Below are 21,075 nucleotides of genomic sequence, written 5' to 3' on the forward strand. Positions count from 1 at the left end.
GCAATCAGGATGTGTCGGGGGGTCGGATTCGCGGTTACAACAGGTTTTGGCGGCTAAGCAAAAAGGGAGTAACAACTGGCGGAAGGTAAAGAAAAAGCTGGCCATCGCCTATGAGCGGGTGGCCTTTAAGCGGGCTGACCTAGCCCACAAAATCAGTTACCAACTCACCCAGGAAAACCAACTGGTGGGGCTGGAAACGCTGAATATTCAAGGCATGTTGAGGAATCACTGCCTGGCCAAGTCTGTTTCGGATGCTGCTATCCGAGCGCTGCACGTCTACACCACCTATAAGGGCAAGTGGTACGGAGCTGCCGTTCAATTCATTGAGCGCTGGTTCCCGTCCACCAAGCTTTGCTGGGATTGCGGGTCACTGAACGACAATTTGACGCTCAGTGACCGAGAGTGGAGGTGCCCATCGTGCGGAAGGAAGCAGGTTCGCGAGGTGACCGCTGCATGGAATATCCTGCAAGAGGCGGTTCGTCTTTTACCGGGGAACCCGGAATTAAGCCCCTAACCGGGGTAGAAGCCTCGCCCTTCTAGGGCGGGGTTCAGTTCACCCACTTCCTAAGGCTTAGCCCTAGGTCTTTAGCTACGTTGGGATACTGTCAGATTGGGTTGCCTTTACCCTGAGAGCTGCGTTACAATTCTTAATACAAGGCATAAGTAAGCCTTTTGCCCTGTTGCAGGTTAGCTGAGGTTTCTATGTTTGATAACACGCAGGGGGCTATGGCGATCGCCACCGACTCGCCGTCTTCCTTAAGCAGTCTGGCGCAAGCATGGGCAAAGCGCTACATTACCACATTGAATACGACAGCGGTTGCCGAGGACGCTCCTGAAGTTGTAGCACCGCGGCTGCTTTCAGAGTTACGCAATGCCAGTATCAAGGCATGGCAGCGCACCGAAGGATTTTTGGCCGCAGAAATGATCCGCCATGGAATTGCCGCAGAGTTAGTGGATCCGTGGGCAATTTCCAAGGATATTCACGACATCTATCAGCGAACCCTGAAGCTATACCAAGATCATAAAAGTACGCAGCAGATGACAGCCAAGGTGGCCAGTGCCATCAGCGAGGTTCGTGCTCGCTATACGGCGGCGGATCCGCGGGTTATTGGCTTTGTCAGTATGCAGTTTCACCACACCGGCTTGCTATTACTAGAGGCAGCGCCAGAGAGCCAACGCGGCATCTTGGGTAGCTTTTTTAAGGTCATTGACGACCATTTGTATATGCCCTTACACCGAGCGTACGAGGCAGCCGCCAACTATGATTACGACGCGCCAGCGCTACAACTGGTTCGGCATTTACTCCCCCAAAGCACAGCGATCGCCACTTGCATTTGTGAGCGTGTGGCGGCACTCAACCCCAAACACCGTTGTTTTAGCGGTTCTTTAAGTCAGCCCAGCGTCAGGGTGTCCAGTATTCGGGATGTGGAAATGTTCCAGATTTACCTGTGGGTGTGCTTGTTGGAACAGCGTCTTGAAGCGTTGCAGCGGGAGTTGTTTCCCTTGTGTCTCATGCTCTACCCGTCCCTAAACGTTACATGGGAGCTAGTCTTTCAGATGGTGCACCTACTGGGGAAAGAAATCGAAACCCGCGCCGCAGATCATGATACAAGTGTGTTCATCCCGTACTATCTTGCCCTGCGGGACATGTTTGATCCCAAAATTTTCCAAGGATTGTTATGATTCAAAACCTACACCAGATTTCCCTCTCACCGATCGCCATTGCCGGTTCTGGGCTGTGGGCGATCGCCCTGTATTGGGGATTTTACCCAACGAGCCAAGCCTTTATTCAGCGTTTGTCCACTTGGCTGAGTGGGGATGTGGCACTGGTTAAAGCCGGCGATCGCGCCGACTTTTGGGCAGGGATGGTTGGAGTGATTCCCTTTGTGGGGCTAGGCATTATCTGCTTTTTGCTTTTGAGCCTTGGGTTGGGGCAAAGCTGGGCATTGAGCATGGGCTTAATGGGCATGGTGGGCGGTGGCATTTACGAGCTAGGCCGCCGCAATGGTCAACAGTCCTAAGTTGGGTTCTAGCCAAGAATCCGCTAAGATTTAGCTAACTTTACACTGTATTGTTGGCAGTGCGAAGGGTGGGCGATCGCAGTTGAAATAATGATGTTTGTGGTGGTTTGATGAAAGCCTTTGCTGATCCCAGTTGTAATCATACCCCCCCCACAGCAGCGCCCCTCAGCCTCCTGTTGTTTGTGGCTGATCGACCAGGGGATGAAGAGGAAACGGCTGCCATCCAATCCTATATCCAGCAACTGCCGTCCAACTTTGGTGTGGAGTTAAAAGTTGTGCCCATTGGGGAGCAGCCTTACCTGCTCGAGGAGTATAAGCTGGTGGCCACCCCAGCCCTCATTAAAGTGCGACCCGAACCCCGCCAAACCCTAGCCGGTCGCAAATTGTTGGAAAAAGTAGATTACTGGTGGCCACGCTGGCAGCAGCAACTGGCCATGGTGTTACAGGCAGATATGGAAAAAACTGCTGCTGAGCAATCCGATTGTAGTATGGAGCTGGTGCGCCTTCAGGAAGAACTCTTTCAACTGCGCCAAACCTGCGATCGCCTCAGTGAGCAACTGCACTTTAAAGATCGCATTATTAGCCTGCTCGCCCACGAATTACGCAACCCCCTCACCGCCGTTGGCATTGCCCTAGAAACCTTAGAGTCTCATTGGCACAACGAACTCAGTTGTCAACTCAATCGGGAGGATACACAGCGGCTGTTTCACCATGCTCGCAGCCAAACCGTCGTCATGGGGCAATTGATTACCGACCTGCTATTGGCCGCCCGTGGGCCGCAAGATAACTTGCAAATTATGCCCCGCCAACTGGATCTGCGCAGCCTCTGCCAAGAGACCATCAACGATGTGCGTCTGAACTTTGAACGCAAACAACAAACGTTTACAACTGACTTACCGTTGGATATTCCCCTAGTCTATGGGGATGGCGATCGCATCCGCCAAGTGTTAGTCAATCTACTAGACAACGCCTGTAAATACACCCCAGAAGGCGGCACCATTCACCTGAGTGTGCTGCACCGCATGACCCAAAAAGTCCAAGTGACCGTCTGTGATACCGGGCCAGGTATTCCGCCGGAGGATCAGGAGAAAATTTTTGGTGAGACCGTGCGCCTCGATCTCGATCGCGCCATTGAAGGCTATGGCATTGGCCTTGCCCTCTGTCGCCAAATCATCCGGATGCACTACGGCCAAATTTGGGTGGACTCCCACCTCGGTAAAGGCAGTTGTTTTCACTTCACATTACCAGTGTATCGCGCTCGATGAGGCCAAACATGACAACTAACGGCAATCCCACCGTTCCCGTGACGGTACTGACAGGGTACCTCGGAGCAGGTAAAACCACCCTCCTGAATCGGATCTTGACCTACGAACACGGCAAGAACGTTGCTGTGATTGTGAATGAATTTGGCGAAGTGGGTATTGATCATCAGCTGGTGGTCAACACCGACGAAGAAATTTTTGAAATGAATAATGGCTGCATTTGCTGTACCGTCCGCGGTGATCTGATCCGCATTATTGGTAACCTCATGAAGCGGCGGCATAAATTTGATCATTTAGTGATTGAAACAACGGGGTTAGCGGATCCAGCCCCCGTCATCCAAACCTTTTTTATGGACGAAGACATCCGTGGGCAAACCCACCTCGATGCCGTGGTTACCGTTGTGGATGCAAAGCACATTCATCATCACTGGGAGGCAGACGAAGCACAAGAACAAATTGCCTTTGCCGATGTTATTCTCTTAAACAAGACGGATTTAGTGAGCGCCGAGGAACTGCAAGCCCTAGCCGATCGCATTCAGGCAATGAACCCCTTAGCCAACGTGCATTACACCCAACACGCCGCAGTGAACATGGATGACATCTTGAATGTTGGTGGTTTTGATTTAGAGCGAGCCGTGTCCATCAATCCTAATTTTCTGAGTGAAGATGCCCATGAACACGATGACACCGTTGGCGCCGTCTCCATTGTTGCCCAAGGCGAGCTAGATGGGGCAAGGTTGCAGGCATGGCTGAGCCAGTTATTACAAACCCAAGGCCCCGATATCTTCCGCATGAAAGGCATTTTGCATCTCGCGGGGCAGCCCACCCCCTTTGTATTTCAGGGGGTACATATGCTCTTTGACGGTCGTCCCCTCGATCGCCCCGTTAACCATCAGCGTAACGAGCTGGTGTTTATTGGCCGCAATTTAGATGAACAGCAGTTACGTCAGCAGTTTGCCGCCTGTCTCATCTAGGGGTTGCCACCGCGATATTGCAGGACACTTGAGTAACTGCCTGTGCATAGGCGATCGCCCCCAAGGGTAATGTTTATAGTAGGCAACTAAGGGCTATCTTCAACGTTTCCTTAAGCAATTAACCATAGGGTGAGACACAAATGTCGGAACAGCGTGCCATTGCCACCACGATCGCCACTGGGTTTGTGGCTATTGCCATCAGCGGTTGCGGCTTGTTTGTGAGCGAGAGCGAAATCAGTGAACCCCTCCCCCAGCAACCAGCAGCTGAGGCCGAACCGGCTGCCGAAGCTACGCCAACTCCAGCCATTGTCCCTTCGCCTATCACTGCCCTAACGCCGCCCACCAACCCCAAAGAGTATGTTGCAGGGTTGTCTGATACGGGTCGCTCTAACCCATTTGAACCGGTACCAGTTCCGGGAACGGGCACCCCAGGCGGTAATGGCAATGGTGCTACGGGTGGAACAAGTGGTACAGGTGGTGCGGGTGGTTCTGCTACCCTGCCGCCACCGCCCCCACCGCCGCCCCCACCGGTAGATGCCCAAGCTGTCCAAGTATTTGGTGTTGCGGCGATCAACGGTCGTCTCCAGGCCGTCATTCGCTCTCCCAAAGAAAATGTCACCCGTACCGTGCAAGTAGGGGACACCATTGCTGGTACAGTGCTGGTGCGCTCCATTGATGCCTATGAAACCGTACCCGCAGTGATTTTGGAGCAATTTGGCCAAACGGTACGAGTGCCGGTAGGTAAACCGACAACCGCTCAAGCAGGGCAGCCAGCGACGATCTAGCTGGGCTGGCTACACCGATCTCTAGCCCAAGGGTAGCGTTAAGGAGGTGCCGCCTATCCTCTTGGTTGCCCTTGAGGTGCTGGATCGTGACCCCCTCTTTCGCGATGCCTAGGCAGTGAGTGCATTGATGCCTACCGCAAGCTAAGATCCTGCGAATGGGAGCAGTTTTATAAAACCGCATGAGCCTTTAACGCAGCCTAACGGAGCCATCATTACTGTGGCAGCCGCTGAGCCCTACGCAGAACGAATCAACCCCACGGCGTGACGTTCAGCGCCAACGGTTGCAAAAACCTTCACGCCATCTAACGTTGTTGTAAAAATTATTAACTTTCTTAAGGGAGTTGGGTTCAAGTCCATCCGTTAGAATGATGTCAGCGTTTGGGGGGCTTCCACCTCTCAATAGCCAGTGTGGCTCTTGAACGAGTCGCTGCTGACTCTGTAAAAAACACTTTGACCTGTCTGCATTTGAGGACAACACTTCCATGCGTCGATTGTTAGCCCTACTTCTAGTCCTGAGTCTCTGGATTGGCTTTACGCCCCTTGCCTCTGCCGATGTCGCCGGACTAGTCCCCTGTAAAGATTCCCCAGCCTTTCAAAAGCGTGCCGCTGCGGCTGTTAACACCACTGCGGATCCCGCCTCGGGACAAAAGCGTTTTGAGCGTTACAGCCAAGCGCTGTGTGGTGAGGATGGGCTGCCCCACCTCGTCGTTGATGGTCGTCTCAGCCGTGCGGGTGACTTTTTAATTCCCAGCGCTCTCTTTCTGTTCATCACTGGCTGGATTGGCTGGGTTGGTCGTGCCTACCTAATCGCTGTCCGCAACAGTGGCGAAGCGAATGAAAAAGAAATCATCATTGATGTGCCCCTTGCCATTAAGTGCATGCTCACGGGGTTTGCATGGCCCTTAGCCGCACTGAAAGAGTTAGCCTCTGGTGAGCTGACCGCCAAAGACAACGAAATTACTGTTTCCCCGCGCTAACCCTTAAGGAGACTGCTCTATGCAAACTAAACACCTCTTAACCTACCTTTCAACGGCTCCCGTGCTAGCCGCATTGTGGATGACCATTACTGCCGGGATTCTGATTGAATTCAACCGCTTTTACCCAGATTTGCTATTTCATCCCCTCTAGGGACTGCTCAACGTTGCTTCATTCAAGAACAAGGGTGGAACACTGGTTCTGCCCTTTTTTGTGCACCAAGGCGATCGCCGCCACAATCCTGTAAAATAGTTATTTGTCTCAAAACAGTATTATGGCTGTTTAACCGATTAATCGTACGTGAGCAAAGAGGATACCCATGGCAAAGCGGGTGCAAGTCGTCTTAAATGAAACCGTGAATAAACTTGGGCGAATGGGTCAAGTGGTAGAGGTTGCCCCTGGCTATGCCCGTAACTACCTCTTGCCAAGGGGGCTTGCTGAACCTGCAACACCCAGTGCCCTGCGCCGGGTTGCCCGTCTGCAAGAACTAGAGCGGCAGCGATTGGCAGAGCTGAAAGGGGTTGCTGAAAAACAAAAAGCCACCCTCGAAAAATTAGCAACCATCACCATCTCAATGCCGGTTGGCGAAAACGAGGCTCTTTTTGGCAGCGTTACCCCTCAAGATGTGGCGGATGCCATTCAGGCAATTACCGGCGAAACCATTGACCGCCGCAATATGACCTTACCGGACATTCGTAAATTGGGAACCTATACCGCTGACATCAAGCTGCACCCCGAAGTGAGTGTCAAGCTCAGCATTCAAGTTGTTCCCGACTAATGCTGTAATGCTCAATGGTGCAAGAGCCGAGCTTCCAGCCCGATAGTCAGTTGCTGCCCCCCCAGAATCTTGAAGCGGAAGAATGGATTTTGGGGGGTATTCTCTTAGATCCGGAGGCCATTAACCGTGTTATTGATATTTTGCCGGTGGAGGCCTTTTACCTCAGTGCTCACCGCGAGATTTATCGAGCCGCCTTGTCGTTGCACAGCCGTGGCAGCCCGACGGACTTTCTCTGCATAACGGCGTGGCTACAAGATCAGGGCCTACTGGAGAAAGTGGGGGGGCAAAACAAAATTGCCGAGTTGCTGGATCGCACCGTCAGCGCCATCAATATCGATCGCTACGCCCTACTGGTCAAGGAAAAGTMCCTCCGCCGTAAACTTATTGAGGCGGGTACAAATGTTGTTAAATTGGCCTACGACACTAGCCTCAGCTTAGAAACAATTCTGGATCAAGCAGAGCAGCAAATCTTTAGCGTGACGCAGGATCGCATTCAGCAGGGGTTAACCCGCACTGACGAAATTCTCACCCGCACGTTTACAGAGTTAGAGCAGCGGGCGCTCGGCAATGTGCAACCGGGGTTGTCCTGCAACTTTTACGACCTCGACAATATGACTCAAGGCTTTCAACGCTCGGATTTGATTATTATTGCCGGGCGGCCGTCGATGGGTAAAACAGCGATCGCCCTGCAAATTGCCCGCCGCATTGCGGAAATTCATCGCTTGGGGGTGGCGATTTACAGTCTGGAAATGTCTAAAGAGCAACTGGTACAGCGATTATTGGCCAGCGAAGCCCGCATTGACAGTAACTACCTACGGGCAGGCCGGATTAGCCAACACCAGTGGGAACCCCTCAGTCGCGCCATTGGCCTACTCTCCCAGCTACCGATCTATATTGACGATACGCCCAACCCAAGCTTAGGAGAAATCCGCTCGACCGCGCGACGGCTCCATGCTGAACATGCTAATGGGCTGGGACTGATTCTCATTGACTACCTACAACTAATGGGGGGAGAGGAAAACACTGAAGGGCGGGTGCAAGAACTCTCGAAGATTACCCGTGCCCTAAAGGGACTGGCGCGGGAACTGAATGTACCGGTCATTGCCCTCTCCCAGCTTAGCCGTGGGGTTGAAGCCCGCCAAAATAAGCGCCCCCTGATGTCAGATTTACGAGAATCCGGCTCAATTGAGCAGGACGCAGACTTGGTGATCCTGCTCTATCGCGATGAGTATTACAATCCTGATACACCAGATCGGGGAATTTGTGAACTTTTGGTAGCTAAGCACCGGAATGGGCCGGTGGGCACGGTTAAACTGTTATTTGATCCCCAGTACACTCGTTTTGAAAACCTAGCTCGTGACTAAATTTTAGTTTTTGATGCTACTACTGACGCTATCTAAAGGGTGAGTGCCATGTTCCTGTTGCAGTGGGGGGCGATCGCGTCTCTGAGCTTGGCTTTTGGTATGACATCAGTCCAGGCAGCCACCATCGCCCCTAGGGTACCACAGAGTCTCAGCCGTGCCGTACTCAACATGGAGACCCGCATCAAGAAGGAGTACGATGATTATTTTGGTCGAGATCTGGCTGACGTCACCCAAGATCCGGTGGCGATCGCCCGCAGCCTTGATCAGATTAGTCGTGCCACTGGCAAGAAAACCGCTGTCCTGTGGGTTATTCCCCGAGCCCAAGACCTTCACCTTGTCCTGATCACCCCAAATCAACCCCCTATTGTGGTGGATCTGGAAGAAGCACGTCAGGAAATCTTTTTACCTGTGGCTCAATCCTTTCAGTGGGCTGTTTCCCATCCCCTGAAAAATATTGACTCTTTTGCCAGTAGCCAACAGCTATACCGTTGGATTATTGAACCCTTTGAACAGACCTATCTCAAACCCCAAGGCATTGAAGTACTCTTATTTTGTCTGGGTAGTAGTATCCGCACTCTACCGTTGGCAGCGCTTCACGATGGTCAGCAGTTTCTCATCGAAAAGTATAGCCTGAGCCGCATCCCTGCCTTTAACCTCATTGACCAAGACTATCGTCGCCTACAGCAGCCACGGGTGTTGGCAATGGGGGCATCTACCTTTCCGGGCTTGACTCCCCTACCCGCTGTGCCGGTTGAACTACGGGCGCTACAACAATTTCTCAATGCAGCGGCACCGACCTCCCGTGAACTATTTAATCAACAATTTACCCTCGGTAATCTTGAGCAAACGCTACGGCGACAATCCTTTGATATTGTGCATTTTGCAACCCATGCCGAATTTCGACCGGGAGCACCTAGCAACTCCTACATTCAACTGTGGGATCAACGGCTCACCTTGTCACAGATGAATCGCCTGAATTGGCGTAGCCCGACCCTTGAACTGCTAGTCTTGAGCGCCTGTCGAACTGCCGTGGGCGATCGCAATGCCGAGTTAGGGTTTGCAGGCGTTGCCCTCCAAGCAGGGGTCAAGTCTGCGGTTGCTAGCCTGTGGTATGTGGATGATGTTGGCACGCTTGCCCTCATGAGTGAGTTTTATCGTCAGCTTCCCCGCAGCACCACCAAAGGTGAAGCCCTGCGCCAAGCTCAGATCCGGCTTTTGCGAGGGGAGGTTAGGGCTGACGGAGACCATCTTTGGCTAGGAGACACCCAACTTCCTTTACCCACGACCCTGCAACTCAATCACTCCCTAGACTTTCGTCATCCCCGCTATTGGTCAGCCTTTACCCTTATTAGTAGCCCATGGTAAGGTGAGGGCAACCTCCCATCCTTGTGAGACCCTATGTCTGGCGATGTGTGCAGTCGCTTACGATCAGGTCTGTCGGCGCAAGCGGCATCAACGTGTCGGCAATTGATACGTTGAATATGGTTTGCTTCGGTGCTATTGAGCCACGCTCAACAAACACGGCGTTATCCCGACACTGACCTAAAGATACAGTGCGGGGCTTCCCGCCGATTAAGCTAAACCAGAGTCTCCTCAGGATACTCACACACATGGCGGACGTAACGCTCTTCAGCACCTTGAAAGGGTTCAAACGAGGCCATTTGCGTAGGAAGGAGGTCAGGGGTGGCTTCGGCAATATCCCCTTGGCGATCGCTAAGGCGCTGCGAGAGCACCTGCGGTGGCGCGCTACAGTAGTGAATTTCTAGGGGCACCCCAAGACGTTCCGCCAACTCAATCACCGGGCGGCGGAGATCACAGCGATCGTACTTGGCATCTAAAATCACGGTATGCCCCTGCTTAAGCAGTAGTTCTGCGTAGGCCAGCAGTTGATCGTAGGTTTTCTGGGTCATGGCCTGAGAGTAGAGATCTACATCGGGGAAATCACGACTGTGGCGGTCGAGGGGGATCCCCGCCAAGTGCTTGCGCACTGCATCAGAGCGAATTTGAATGGCGTTTTCCTGTTGCGCCAAGCGCCGCCCCCGAGTGCTTTTCCCTGCACCCGAAAGGCCAGACATGACATAGAGCTTAGGGGTACGGGGTTGGGTGTAGTGGTAGGCCGCCTCGTAGTACGCAGCCGCAGTGGCCTGAATCTGGGCTTTCTCAGAGTCGCTAATGGCGGGATCATTGAGGGCAAGGGAATTCACATTGCCGCGAATATAGGCACGCACACACAGGTACAGCGGCAAGAGCCTAGCCCCTTCGTAGTCACTACTCCATTCCAGATAGGTATTCAAAAATAAATTCGCCAAGTCTGAGCGGCCACGAAACTCCAAATCCATCATCAAGAACGCCACATCGTAAATGCCATCGATATTGCGAAACTCTTGGTTAAACTCAATGCAGTCAAAAATCTGCACCTGACCGTTGTAAACACAGATATTGTTCAAATGCAGATCGCCATGGCATTCACGAATTTTGCCCGCCGCTTGGCGCTCAACAAACCAGTCTTGATGCGTGGCCAGAAATTGATTTGTAAAGGCTTGGATGGCATCGTACTGGCTGCGCGGTTGACAGCGGTCAATAAACTGCTCAGCAAGGGTATGGCAGTTATTGATCACTTGGGCAATGGCACTGGGGGAACCGAAACTGGTGATCTCAGGGGTTGTGGTAGCAGTGGTGTGGAAGTATGCCAGTTCTTTACCAAGGGACTCGATGAGGGATGGGCTGAGTTCATTGGCAGCGAACAGGTGTGAAAATAGTTGTGACTGGTCAAACTGCCGCATGCGAATGGCGTAGTCCACAATGGGGGTGTCAGCAGCGATCGCCTCGTTAGCGCCAATGCCAATATAGTAGCGATCGCCCCGCTGCAGGATCGGCACCACCTCAAGGTAAAGCTGAGGGGCAAGACGGCGATTCAGGCGTAGTTCTTCTTGACAATAAAACCGGCGCTTATCGAGGGTTGTAAAGTTCAAGAACCCAAAGTCCACCGGCTTTTTCACCTTGTAGGCGTAGTCTCCGGTCAAAAAAACGTAGGAAATATGGGTTTGCAGGAGTTGAATCGGCGCAGCGACCGGATGGGGATACGCTGCAGCGGTGAGTAGCTGTTCAACAAAGGCAGGCAGGGTGGCAGACATTGACTTCTTAGACTTTTTAGGAGGATTGCCGAGCGGGCTTGGGTAACGTTTTTTACCATAGCATCCAGCAGATTCCTACTGCGAGGCTCTGATTCCCCCATCACTCACGGTCAGAGATTAGCCGAATTCTGCCTGTAGGGCATCATCGTAGTCATCTGCCAACGTTGCTACAATAGTAATGAGTCGAGCAATTTCTGCCGCAGTGATCCCAGCTAAAGTGCGGGTTGCCACCACCTGTACCTGTTCCTCTGCAATGGCAAAGTGAGCCTCCAGCGTGGTCAACCAATTAAGGGACAGCAATCGACGGTACAGCCCCAGCAGATCCGCCACCGGTAAAGCCAAGACAGGAGACCAAATCGTGAGGAAGTCTTCTTCGCTATAGCCACTCAACTGCACAAACACCTCTGCACTGCCATAGCGAAACATCCAGATTTTGCCAGTTTCTGTCTGGCCGACGAGGGGAGCCTCCCCCTGATGTAGTCCCGAAATTACTGTTTCTATAATTTCCACCCAGTCTGTAGCATCCGCAGCCAAGGAAGGGGAAGAAGGGCGAACTTCACTCACCATGACGTATGTCCTCGTAGTCTATCCCTAGAGTACTTGATGGGTGTAGGCGTGTTGCTTGATGTTATCTGCGGCTGTCACCATGCGCTCAGAGTTGAGGACTCGCTTGCGCTCGGTGGAGGTATTAAAGTCACGATAGGTATCGCCAAGGGGAATATGAGCCGTACTCTGGGGACGGGCGAGGTAGGTGCGGGTGGCTGCCGCTAGGCGTTCGCCGTAGTCATCACACAGGTGTGCTGTGCTGGGAAAGTGGCTCAGGACATTGGCAGTGTCCATTGCTTGGCTGTAGGTGAGGGCATGAGCCTCACTGTAGGAGGTGGGCAGGCCGTGTAGGAGCGCTTCGAGGGCTGCCGAGGGAATGGGTTCAATAATTTGAACAGGTTGTAATTTCCCGTCCACTTGGACAAAGCAATGGGCAAGACCAAGGATGACGTAAGCATTAGCAGGAATATCGTTACTCATCAAACTGACTCCCAAGACACTCCTCAAGTCTAGCTTGCTTTTCCAACAGCCCCGAGGTTGCGCAACATAGAGATAAGGAGCAATCGTCATAGGTGCTGTGGCCTAGGGCAATCCTTAGGGTATTATCGTCTAGGCTATGGCCAATGTTACCTTTGGGCTGTATAGTGGGCATTTTAGATTTATGGAAACGGCAAACTCGATGCCAGCAACAATTGAATCGACMCCCGCCGAGTTACTGCCACCAATGTTGGCGGTGCTGCCGGATCCTCCCGGAATTAGTGTGTGTCCCCGACGTGCCCGCTGGCAACTGGATCTGTTGCTGTTAGCCCTAGAGTCGGTGGATTTGAATGCGTCGGAATTAATGCTGCAGGTGGTGCGAGACCTACAACTGCAGGTTATGATTCCCAATCGCGTGATCTTCTGGCAAATTCGCTGTACAAACCCCTTTCGCCAAGTGACTCAGCGAACCCCTTTACCGTTGAGCGAAACCAAAGCACTGACCGCCGTTGTGGTACAGGTGGCTCGACGGCATACGGCCACACTACGTCATTTGTTGTTGGTGCTGGATCAACTCCACGCTCAAAACCTCCCACCAGAGACCTATGCGCCGCTGGCGGAGTATCTGGATCGGTTTCGACGGCATTTTCGTAAACGGATGAATCTTCAACGCTCAGGGCTGTTTCTTTACAAAGACAACTCTGCCCTGAATGAATTGGCGCTGCAATTATTGGTGCAGTTATTGTTGTGCGCTGGAACGAAGGGGATGGAGCGGCTATGGTTTAGTTTATTTGATGGGGAAGTAAGTTAAATGCTGTTGCAACGTCAGTATAGTCTGCCCAACTGTACGCTACGCATTGAGGGGCTGAGCAGCCAAGGTCATGGGGCTGGACAATTAGATGTGGTGACGGTGTGTGAGTGCGAGATTGTGGGGCAACCTGCTCCCCTCAAGGGGGGAAAAGATTTCTTGGTTGCGTTACTGAGCAGTGTGCCTGCCGCAGCCCAGACGTGGCTTAGTGGGGTTAAACTGCGGCGATCGCCCCAGCAGGCTATTCAAATAGACACACAGTCCTTTAATCAGGTGTGGCTGCGGATTCCGGGGGATCTGTTGCTGCTGCCGGAGGGAACATCGGCACGGATGGTGGAGATCTGCCTCACTTGGTTGCAACTGGCGGATCTTGTAGAAGCCCTTGACCAGTTCTGTAGTGATAGTCAAACCTTGCCCACTCTTACCCCTACCTTTTCCTCGTTGCCACGCCGGGCGATCGCCCCTGCGGTGCCCCTACGGCAACAACTGACTCCCTTGGGGATTGGCGCTGCCAGCCTAGCCGTGATGGCCGCCCTGTTCTTCCATATGCCAGTTCCCCAACGCCGCCCCGAAGACCCAGAACTCAACCAACCGCCGCCAACCGCTGCTCCCAGCCCCTTACTGCCAGAGGCCAATCCGCCAACCCCAGCAGGCAACTAAAGCCAGATTTGCTTCGTGCTCAGCCACTGCTCAATCCCCATAACCCCTTGGTAGGCACCCCGTTCGGCCACAACCCCGATCGCCAAGGCGCTCAGCCGTTCTAACTGTGGGGAGCGATTGAGATAAACAAGGGGGGTGTGCACCTGCTGATAAAACTGACAGCAGTCTTGGTAATGGGTCGTGGCAATGACACTGGCGGTGGTACCGTAGCGGTTAATCCAAGCGATCGCTTTGCCTAAATCCTCTTCGTAGTGCCAAGCCAACCGTTGGTTCAGGTAAGGAAGGCTCCACTCCGTTGCATCCACCATAGGTAATTCGGGATAGGTTGCCCGCAGATACTCGTCAACCGCTGACTTGTACCCCGCTTGGGCGAGTTCATTCATCACAAAGGTGAGATGCGAAGGATTGACCCCTGCAAGCACAATGATCTTTTCAATGGCGAGGGGACGATCGGGAGAGCCATCATGGCTTTGCTGAATACAGCTAAGAATGACCTCGGGCGAAACTGAACCATCCCACACCAGATAACTATTGCCTAGGGCAAGGGGAACAAACGGACAGCAAGTGGCACTGCGGTGCTCTGCAAGAAAGCGAGAACGCCCGTGGGCGATCGCCACATCCACTGCCTTGGGCTGGGATAGCCAACTGGCAGGGGGTAGTTCAAAAGGTAAGGTTTGCAGGCTACTTAGGGGTAAGGAGGTGCGGCTGAGGGCATCCTGCAGAACATTGGCGATCGCCTGCGCCGTAAACCGACTACTGGCTCCCCCCCACATTACTAAAGCATTACCCGTTTTGAGTGCCAAGCCTGCCATGAGCAAGCTTAAGGTGGGTAACCCCTCATAGATTAAACCGATCACCCCCAAGGGGACCGCATAGCGAAAGGTGTTTCTGCCGGTGGGCAATGCCTGTACCCACGGATCTGGGGCTTGGTAGAGCTGCTCTAACCAGCGGGTAATCCGTTGTAAACGCTCATGGGTTAGCCGTAGCCAGCCCAAAACAATACCAGACACCGCTAAGTCTCGACTCGATTCTAGGTCGAGGGTATTTTGCTCCAGCAATAGCGGCTCAGCCGTCTTTAAGGCATTAATTAGAGCCAGCAATGCCTCCTGACGACTGCTGTAGGAGGCTTGGGCAAGCTGAGTACTGGCAAAACGCGCAGCCTCTAACAACTCCGATAGCATTAGGAGACGCTACCTAGCGGCGCGATAGAGCGACCCAGACCAAAAAGGCAGGGGTGAGTGCTAACAGCAGGGAAGCAATAATCCATAGCAGCCCTTCCGGTTTTAAGGATAATTGTAGAAGCAAAGGCAACCACAAAAGGATAGGCATGAGTAAGAAGAAGCTCAGGCCAATGGCGAAATACCAGTAGTTTTCCGAAAAACCACGCTGCAAAACACTCCACTGTAGCCCTGTCCAATACCAAGCGCGCTTGTAGGGGTAGGTGGTGGCCAACTGCTCTATGGAAAACCCATCGGGGCGGACAACAAAAATTTGCTGGCAACGGCGACAGCCAAAGGCATCGGTGAGGGCAATGGGCATCAATTCCCCTTGACGGCGGCAGGGACAGGGGTAACTCGCATCCAGATCCAGTTTATGGGGTTTGATTGGAGCCACAGTCGTCTCGTCTCTAACGCAGTAACAACAGTGCGGTTACCCCTTTGCGCCCCAGCAACAGACTCGCAACATGAGGGGCGATGCCCGCCTATTGATACAGCATACAAAGAGAATCCGCCTTTGCTGGCAACCTATACAATTTGTTAACCATAGGTCGCAAGCGGCTGAGATTTGATTTTTATACTTTCAGAGAATGTAGGCTAGGATACAGTGAAACCGCCGAGTTCTCCGTAATGATTCCCCAAGATTTTCTGGATCAGATTAATCCTAAACGCTATATTGTCCCCATTGGTGAAAAATTTCATTGGCGGGACTACGACCCCGCCGATACTGCGGGCTTAAAAAGTAAAGTTGAAGCTCGGGAGCTTTTAGAAGCAGGCATTAAAAAACTTGCCGCCTACCAAGATATTCTCTATGCCCAAAATATCTATGCGCTGTTAATTATTTTTCAGGCGATGGATGCAGCGGGCAAAGATAGCACCATTAAGCACGTGATGAGTGGTCTGAACCCCCAAGGCTGTAGTGTCTATAGTTTTAAGGCACCCAGTGCTGAAGATTTAGATCATGATTATCTGTGGCGAGCCAACCGCGCCCTTCCCGAGCGCGGCTGCATCGGCATTTTTAATCGCTCCTACTACGAAGAGGTATTAGTGGTGCGGGTGCACCCCGACCTCCTCAATCGGCAACAACTCCCGCCGGAGGCAAAGGGCAAGCACATCTGGCGCGATCGCTTTAAGGACATCAATTGTTATGAGCGCTATCTAAGCCGTAATGGGATACTCATTTTGAAATTTTTCTTAAATATTTCTAAGGATGAGCAAAAGAAACGTTTCCTAGAGCGGATTAACCGACCGGAAAAAAACTGGAAATTTTCCCTAGACGATGCCCGCGATCGCAGCCATTGGCAGGATTACCAAGATGCCTACGCTGATGTGTTTCGTTACACCAGTACGGCGTGGGCACCGTGGCATATTATTCCCGCGAACCACAAGTGGTTTGCCCGCCTAATGGTAGCTCATTTTATCTATCAAAAGATGGCTAGTCTAGACCTGCACTATCCGGTCATGAGCGAGGCGCATAAACAACAATTGCAAGAGGCAAAAGCCATGCTAGAAAATGAACCCGACTAACCATTTGAGAGGCAAGCACCGGTGCAGCCCCCAACTGAACCCCTCAAAAGTTACGGTAGTATAGGGGATGATTGTCTCCCCGCTGAACTCCCATGGCTGCTGAACAACATCTGCATTTGTGGCGACCGATCAATCTCAGCGATCGCATTCTCGCCGCTATTGATGTTGGCACTAACTCGATCCACATGGTGGTAGTGCAAATTCAGCCCAGCTTACCCAGCTTCAAAATTATTGCCGCCGAAAAAGATATGGTGCGGCTGGGGGAGCGCTGCCAGTTGACGGGGCAACTGACTGAGGAAGCCATGGCGCGGGCGATCGCCACTCTACGGCGGTGTCGAGAACTGGCGGCTAGCCTAAAGGCCCAAGACATCATTGGCGTAGCCACGAGCGCTGTACGCGAAGCCCCCAACGGGCGAGAGTTTCTGGCGCGAGTGCAGGAACAAACAGGCTTAACCATTGATCTGATTTCTGGCGAAGAGGAAGCCCGACGCATCTATTTGGGAGTGCTCTCAGGAATAGAATTGAACGGCAAGCCGCACATCATCATCGACATTGGCGGCGGCTCAACAGAATTAATTTTGGGAGATGGCCACGAACCCCGCTATCTCAGCAGTACCAAAGTGGGTGCGGTACGGCTAACGGATTTGTTCGTAAAAAGTGATCCCATTAATGACCATGACTATAGCGCCCTGCGTGCCTACGTGCGGGGGATGCTCGATCGGGCCGTGGAAGAATTGCGCTACCACCTTCAGCCCCACGAGACCCCCCAATTGGTGGGGACGTCAGGAACCATTGAAAGCCTGATGATGTTGCATACCTGCCTTCGCCTCGGCAGTTGCCCAACCTCCCTACAGGGGTATGAGCTGACTCTGGCAGATTTACAACACCTCCTTGGCAAGCTACGGCGGTTGAACGTTAACCAACGCTGCCAACTGCTAGGGATGTCAGAGCGGCGGGCTGAAATCATTGTGGCGGGAGCCGTGATTTTGGCAGAAGCCATGGATATGCTGGGGCAGTCTAGCCTGATCACCTGCGATCGCGCCCTGCGGGAAGGCATTATTGTGGATTGGATGCTCACCCATGGCCTCATTGAGGATCGGCTGCGCTATCAAAGCTCAGTGCGGCAGCGCAGTACCTATAGCATGGCGCAAAAGTTCCACGTCAACTTAGCTAGTAGTGAGCGGGTGGCGGATTTTGCCCTAACACTTTTTGATCACACCCAAGGAACGCTGCATCAGTGGACAGACGCCGAGCGAGAACTGCTTTGGGCCGCAGCGATTCTGCACAATGCTGGCCACTACGTGAGTCATTCAGCACACCATAAGCACTCCTACTACCTTGTGCGCCACGGGGGGCTGCTGGGCTACACCGATGGGGACATTGAAGTGATTGCTAATCTCTGTCGCTATCATCGTAAAAGTCCCCCCAAGAAAAAGCACGATAATTTTCGCCATTTAACCGGACGGCGACAACGGCAACTCGTGGAAGAACTTAGTGCTATCCTGCGCATTGCCTCAGCTTTGGATCGCCGCCAAATTGGCGCAGTGGATCACATTACCTGTGAGTGGCGATCGCCCCAGAGAGAAGTCATTCTCTCCGTTTATGCCAGCCATCCCGACGATCGCTGTGAGCTGGAAGTTTGGAGCGTGAACTACAAGAAAACCCCCTTTGAAAGCCAATTCGGCGTCACCCTAACGGTTGAAGTCGTGAGTGCCTCGCCCCAGCGACTGCCCGCGTCTGCCAATGCCTAGGGCTTGCTTGTAATCTCTTCCCCATAACTGCGTTGGCACGGCAAGAACAGGGGCTATCGGCAAGCTAGCAGGCAGTTATGCCGTCGATAGCGCAAGTACACTGTCGAGATGCGCTACAGTAAGAGATTGCTGCTCTGAAGATGGCAATGACCACTGCGTATCGAATTGCTGTGTTGGCTGGGGATGGCATTGGGCCGGAAATTACGGAGGTCACCCTCAACGTTTTACGGGCGATCGCCCCTCGCTTTAACTTGGACTTTGAATTTGTCCCTGCCCTAATAGGAGGATGTGCCATTGATGCCGTGGGAGAGCCTTTGCCCGCAGCAACTCTGGAGACTTGTCGTCAAAGCGATGCCGTATTACTTGCGGCCATTGGCGGCACAAAGTGGGATACCCTCCCCCGACCTTTGCGCCCAGAAACCGGTTTACTGAAGTTACGCGCTGGCTTGGGGTTATTTGCCAACTTGCGCCCAGCGAAAATCTTGCCCCAATTGATCAATGCCTCCTCCCTGAAACCAGAGGTGGTGGCGGGGGTGGATCTCATGGTTGTGCGCGAGTTAACGGGCGGCATTTATTTTGGCCAGCCTCGCGGTATTTTCACAACAGAGTCGGGAGACGCTCGCGGCGTGAATACGATGGCCTACACCGCAACAGAAGTGGATCGCATTGGGCGGGTCGCCTTTGAAACGGCTCGCAAGCGGCAACGAAAGTTGTGCTCTGTGGATAAGGCCAACGTGCTAGAGGTGTCGCAATTATGGCGCGATCGCCTCACTGCATTGAGTGCCGAGTATCCAGATGTTGAACTAACCCATCTGTACGTGGACAATGCCGCCATGCAACTGGTACGCTCACCCAAACAGTTTGACACCATTGTGACCGGCAATCTCTTTGGGGATATTCTTTCCGATATTGCAGCAATGCTCACCGGTAGTATTGGTATGCTACCCTCTGCCAGTCTTGGTGCCAGCGGCCCAGGAGTGTTTGAACCCGTCCATGGTTCAGCCCCAGATATTGCCGGGCAAGACAAAGCAAATCCACTGGCTATGGTACTTAGTGCTGCAATGATGCTGCGTTACGGCCTTAATCAACCCGCTGCCGCCACGGCTATTGAACAGGCAACCTTGGCTGTTTTAGAGCAGGGGTATCGCACCAGCGATCTGATGACCGAAGGCTGTATCTTAGTAGGTTGTCAAGCCATGGGGGAACAACTCATTGCACAGCTCACCCTGTAAGTGCCTCGCAGAGACTCCTGTAATATCCTGTAACAGTTAAGACCAGTGAACTCATGAGGCGTTCGGGGAGCGATACATCCCGCGCTGTGCCCGTAAGGTCAGCATCGGGAGGATGTCACTCATGAAAACTCTGGTAGGATGTTAGCACCTTCCCCATCATTTTAGGCTTTCACCTCATGAGACGAATGTCCCAGCTAGAGAGACTGGTTGAGCCTGTTCTCTGGTATTTTCGTATCTTTGTGATTATTCCAGTGATTTTTAGTCTTCTGAGTACTTTCGCACTGTTTATTCTGGGCAGTCACGAAATTCTTCAAGGCTTGGGCGTTCAATTTAGTAACTATGGTGATTCGACTATTTATGTTAAAACATTGGGGTATATTATTACCGGAATCGATCTTTATTTAATTGGTATTATTCTATTACTATTTGCCCTCGGCATTTATGAACTGTTTATTTCTAAGATAGATGCAGGCTTATCTCGAGATACAAATACTGATATTTCCTTGATGCAGTCCCAGAGCTTAGATAAATTAAAAGATAAACTACTAAAAACTATTGTTATGGCTTTGGTGGTGACGTTTTTTAAGCAGCTTATTTCCTTCAAGGTTAAAACCCCAGGCTCTATCGTCCGAGTTATGCTTAATCAATAGCTAAATGCCAGCAAATTAAGCAACGTAACTGAAAATTGTCAAAGTTCCTGAACCCATAACCTGACCGCTTGATCAGCTTCAATTTATTGTTAATACCTTCAACAACACCACTATTTGTGTGATTATCAAAATAGGCGGTGACTTCACCAAACCACCGACAAATTGTTCTTACGCTCTCTTGAAAAGAATCCTGAGCTTGAGCTAACCAATCGAGCAATTGAAAGGTTCCATCTTTCCAATCTTTTGCTTGCTCAAAGATGGCTCTAAACGATTCCTTCTCCTGATGCATTCGAGCCAGACTTGGCACTACTTCTCGAATTTCTTCCAGTTTTGCTTTTTGCTTCTGAGTTAGATTTTCCTCCGGCTTGAGTAACGCATATTTACTTTGTTTGAGCGCGGCTACAATCTGGGCTTTCTGGACTTCATTTACCGTCTGCTCATTCGCTTTACAAATACTTTGTCGAGCCTTATCCAATTCCTGATTCACAATTTTCATAACATGAAATCGGTCGGCAACCACCATAGCATTAGGTAGGAGTTGATGAACCAAACTTTTATAGTTTCCAGACAGGTCAATGCTCACCTCAATAATTTGATTGAGTACTGCTGCTCCCCATGTCTCAAGCACTTGCCTCACATCTTCCTGCTTGCGAGAAGGGGCAAAGGCAAGGGGAATTCGCCGCTCTAAATCGACCAAAACAACTATGTAATCTCCTTGTCCTTTGCCTAAGGAAATCTCATCTATACCTAATCGTTTTACTGAACTCACATCGACGTTGAGTTTTTTTTACTGACATACTGTACCATTGACCATACTTCTTCATCAGTGAGACCATTTGAAATTGCAACATTATGAATGTTGCTGTGCAAAACCTGTTGCACGATTGACTGAGCAAATCGATAGATCGGAAGAG

At 52.0% G+C, this 21,075-nt stretch carries 23 protein-coding genes; 17 read left to right on the top strand and 6 right to left on the bottom strand.

Going from position 1 to position 21,075, the window contains the following annotated elements; genetic code table 11:
- The 11 genes from L5220_RS10805 to L5220_RS10855 form a co-directional block, all read left to right on the top strand.
- A partial coding sequence (locus L5220_RS10805) for an RNA-guided endonuclease InsQ/TnpB family protein (protein ID WP_499573531.1) occupies positions 1-514 on the top strand: 514 nt, incomplete at its 5' end.
- A 188-nt stretch (positions 515-702) separates the two neighbouring features.
- Positions 703-1,683, top strand: coding sequence for a hypothetical protein (locus L5220_RS10810; RefSeq protein ID WP_448526601.1), 981 nt, complete (start codon positions 703-705; stop codon positions 1,681-1,683).
- Entirely contained in the window at positions 1,680-2,021 is a 342-nt protein-coding gene (locus L5220_RS10815) for a hypothetical protein (RefSeq protein ID WP_099799731.1), read from the top strand. Before L5220_RS10810 ends, L5220_RS10815 begins: the two co-directional genes overlap by 4 nt.
- 110 nt (positions 2,022-2,131) lie before the next feature.
- Positions 2,132-3,286, top strand: coding sequence for a histidine kinase (locus L5220_RS10820; RefSeq protein WP_499573533.1), 1,155 nt, complete (start codon positions 2,132-2,134; stop codon positions 3,284-3,286).
- 8 nt (positions 3,287-3,294) lie between these two features.
- Entirely contained in the window at positions 3,295-4,257 is a 963-nt protein-coding gene (locus tag L5220_RS10825; protein ID WP_499573535.1) for a CobW family GTP-binding protein, read from the top strand.
- A 140-nt stretch (positions 4,258-4,397) separates the two neighbouring features.
- On the top strand, positions 4,398-5,042 hold the full coding sequence (locus L5220_RS10830; protein ID WP_448526604.1) for a hypothetical protein: 645 nt from the start codon (positions 4,398-4,400) through the stop codon (positions 5,040-5,042).
- 482 nt (positions 5,043-5,524) lie between these two features.
- Positions 5,525-6,019 carry a Photosystem I reaction center subunit III gene (locus L5220_RS10835; protein WP_099797571.1) on the top strand — a complete coding sequence of 165 codons (495 nt, stop codon included), beginning with the start codon at positions 5,525-5,527 and terminating at the stop codon, positions 6,017-6,019.
- Positions 6,020-6,038: 19 nt separating this feature from the next.
- Complete coding sequence (gene psaJ, locus L5220_RS10840) at positions 6,039-6,170, top strand: photosystem I reaction center subunit IX (RefSeq protein WP_099797570.1); 132 nt, start codon at positions 6,039-6,041, stop codon at positions 6,168-6,170.
- 166 nt (positions 6,171-6,336) lie between these two features.
- A complete protein-coding gene (gene rplI, locus L5220_RS10845; protein ID WP_099797569.1) occupies positions 6,337-6,795 on the top strand; it encodes a 50S ribosomal protein L9 in 459 nt (152 codons plus the stop codon).
- Positions 6,796-6,809: 14 nt separating this feature from the next.
- Positions 6,810-8,159 (top strand): replicative DNA helicase, encoded by a 1,350-nt coding sequence (gene dnaB / locus L5220_RS10850; protein ID WP_499500008.1) that lies wholly within the window; start codon positions 6,810-6,812, stop codon positions 8,157-8,159.
- Positions 8,160-8,207: 48 nt separating this feature from the next.
- A complete protein-coding gene (locus L5220_RS10855; RefSeq protein WP_499573539.1) occupies positions 8,208-9,524 on the top strand; it encodes a CHAT domain-containing protein in 1,317 nt (438 codons plus the stop codon).
- Between the two features lie 212 nt (positions 9,525-9,736).
- Here the strand turns inward: L5220_RS10855 and L5220_RS10860 are convergent, their stop codons facing one another.
- From L5220_RS10860 to L5220_RS10870, 3 genes are all read right to left on the bottom strand, one after another.
- Positions 9,737-11,293, bottom strand: a complete 1,557-nt coding sequence (locus L5220_RS10860) for a bifunctional aminoglycoside phosphotransferase/ATP-binding protein (protein ID WP_448526606.1) — start codon at positions 11,291-11,293, stop codon at positions 9,737-9,739.
- A 117-nt stretch (positions 11,294-11,410) separates the two neighbouring features.
- Positions 11,411-11,860 (bottom strand): YbjN domain-containing protein, encoded by a 450-nt coding sequence (locus L5220_RS10865; protein ID WP_448515261.1) that lies wholly within the window; start codon positions 11,858-11,860, stop codon positions 11,411-11,413.
- Between the two features lie 24 nt (positions 11,861-11,884).
- Positions 11,885-12,319: a hypothetical protein gene (locus L5220_RS10870; RefSeq protein ID WP_448515262.1), complete on the bottom strand. Its 435-nt coding sequence runs from the start codon at positions 12,317-12,319 to the stop codon at positions 11,885-11,887.
- A 181-nt stretch (positions 12,320-12,500) separates the two neighbouring features.
- Here L5220_RS10870 and L5220_RS10875 point away from each other — a divergent pair, with 181 nt between their 5' ends.
- Positions 12,501-13,127 (top strand): DUF3038 domain-containing protein, encoded by a 627-nt coding sequence (locus L5220_RS10875; RefSeq protein ID WP_448515263.1) that lies wholly within the window; start codon positions 12,501-12,503, stop codon positions 13,125-13,127.
- Complete coding sequence (locus tag L5220_RS10880) at positions 13,128-13,784, top strand: DUF4335 domain-containing protein (protein ID WP_448515264.1); 657 nt, start codon at positions 13,128-13,130, stop codon at positions 13,782-13,784.
- Here the strand turns inward: L5220_RS10880 and L5220_RS10885 are convergent.
- Positions 13,781-14,965, bottom strand: coding sequence for an aldehyde dehydrogenase family protein (locus L5220_RS10885; protein WP_448526609.1), 1,185 nt, complete (start codon positions 14,963-14,965; stop codon positions 13,781-13,783). The two genes, L5220_RS10880 and L5220_RS10885, sit on opposite strands and share 4 nt — an antisense overlap.
- Positions 14,966-14,978: 13 nt before the next feature.
- Complete coding sequence (locus L5220_RS10890) at positions 14,979-15,398, bottom strand: hypothetical protein (RefSeq protein ID WP_099797563.1); 420 nt, start codon at positions 15,396-15,398, stop codon at positions 14,979-14,981.
- A 233-nt stretch (positions 15,399-15,631) separates the two neighbouring features.
- On the opposite strand from L5220_RS10890, the gene L5220_RS10895 reads away from it, so the two are divergent.
- From L5220_RS10895 to L5220_RS10910, 4 genes are all read left to right on the top strand, one after another.
- Positions 15,632-16,528, top strand: a complete 897-nt coding sequence (locus L5220_RS10895) for a polyphosphate kinase 2 family protein (RefSeq protein ID WP_448525642.1) — start codon at positions 15,632-15,634, stop codon at positions 16,526-16,528.
- Positions 16,529-16,620: 92 nt separating this feature from the next.
- Positions 16,621-18,279, top strand: a complete 1,659-nt coding sequence (locus L5220_RS10900; RefSeq protein ID WP_499573542.1) for a Ppx/GppA phosphatase family protein — start codon at positions 16,621-16,623, stop codon at positions 18,277-18,279.
- A 146-nt stretch (positions 18,280-18,425) separates the two neighbouring features.
- Positions 18,426-19,511: a 3-isopropylmalate dehydrogenase gene (gene leuB, locus L5220_RS10905; RefSeq protein WP_448526611.1), complete on the top strand. Its 1,086-nt coding sequence runs from the start codon at positions 18,426-18,428 to the stop codon at positions 19,509-19,511.
- 185 nt (positions 19,512-19,696) lie between these two features.
- Positions 19,697-20,161, top strand: a complete 465-nt coding sequence (locus L5220_RS10910) for a YqhA family protein (protein ID WP_499573544.1) — start codon at positions 19,697-19,699, stop codon at positions 20,159-20,161.
- Here L5220_RS10910 and L5220_RS10915 read toward each other — a convergent pair.
- A complete protein-coding gene (locus L5220_RS10915) occupies positions 20,151-20,930 on the bottom strand; it encodes an ISL3 family transposase (protein WP_499573546.1) in 780 nt (259 codons plus the stop codon). The two genes, L5220_RS10910 and L5220_RS10915, sit on opposite strands and share 11 nt — an antisense overlap.
- Positions 20,931-21,075 lie beyond the last annotated feature (145 nt).

The organism is Synechococcus sp. PCC 6716, assembly GCF_022570815.1.
GTDB lineage: Bacteria > Cyanobacteriota > Cyanobacteriia > Thermosynechococcales > Thermosynechococcaceae > Thermosynechococcus > Thermosynechococcus lividus.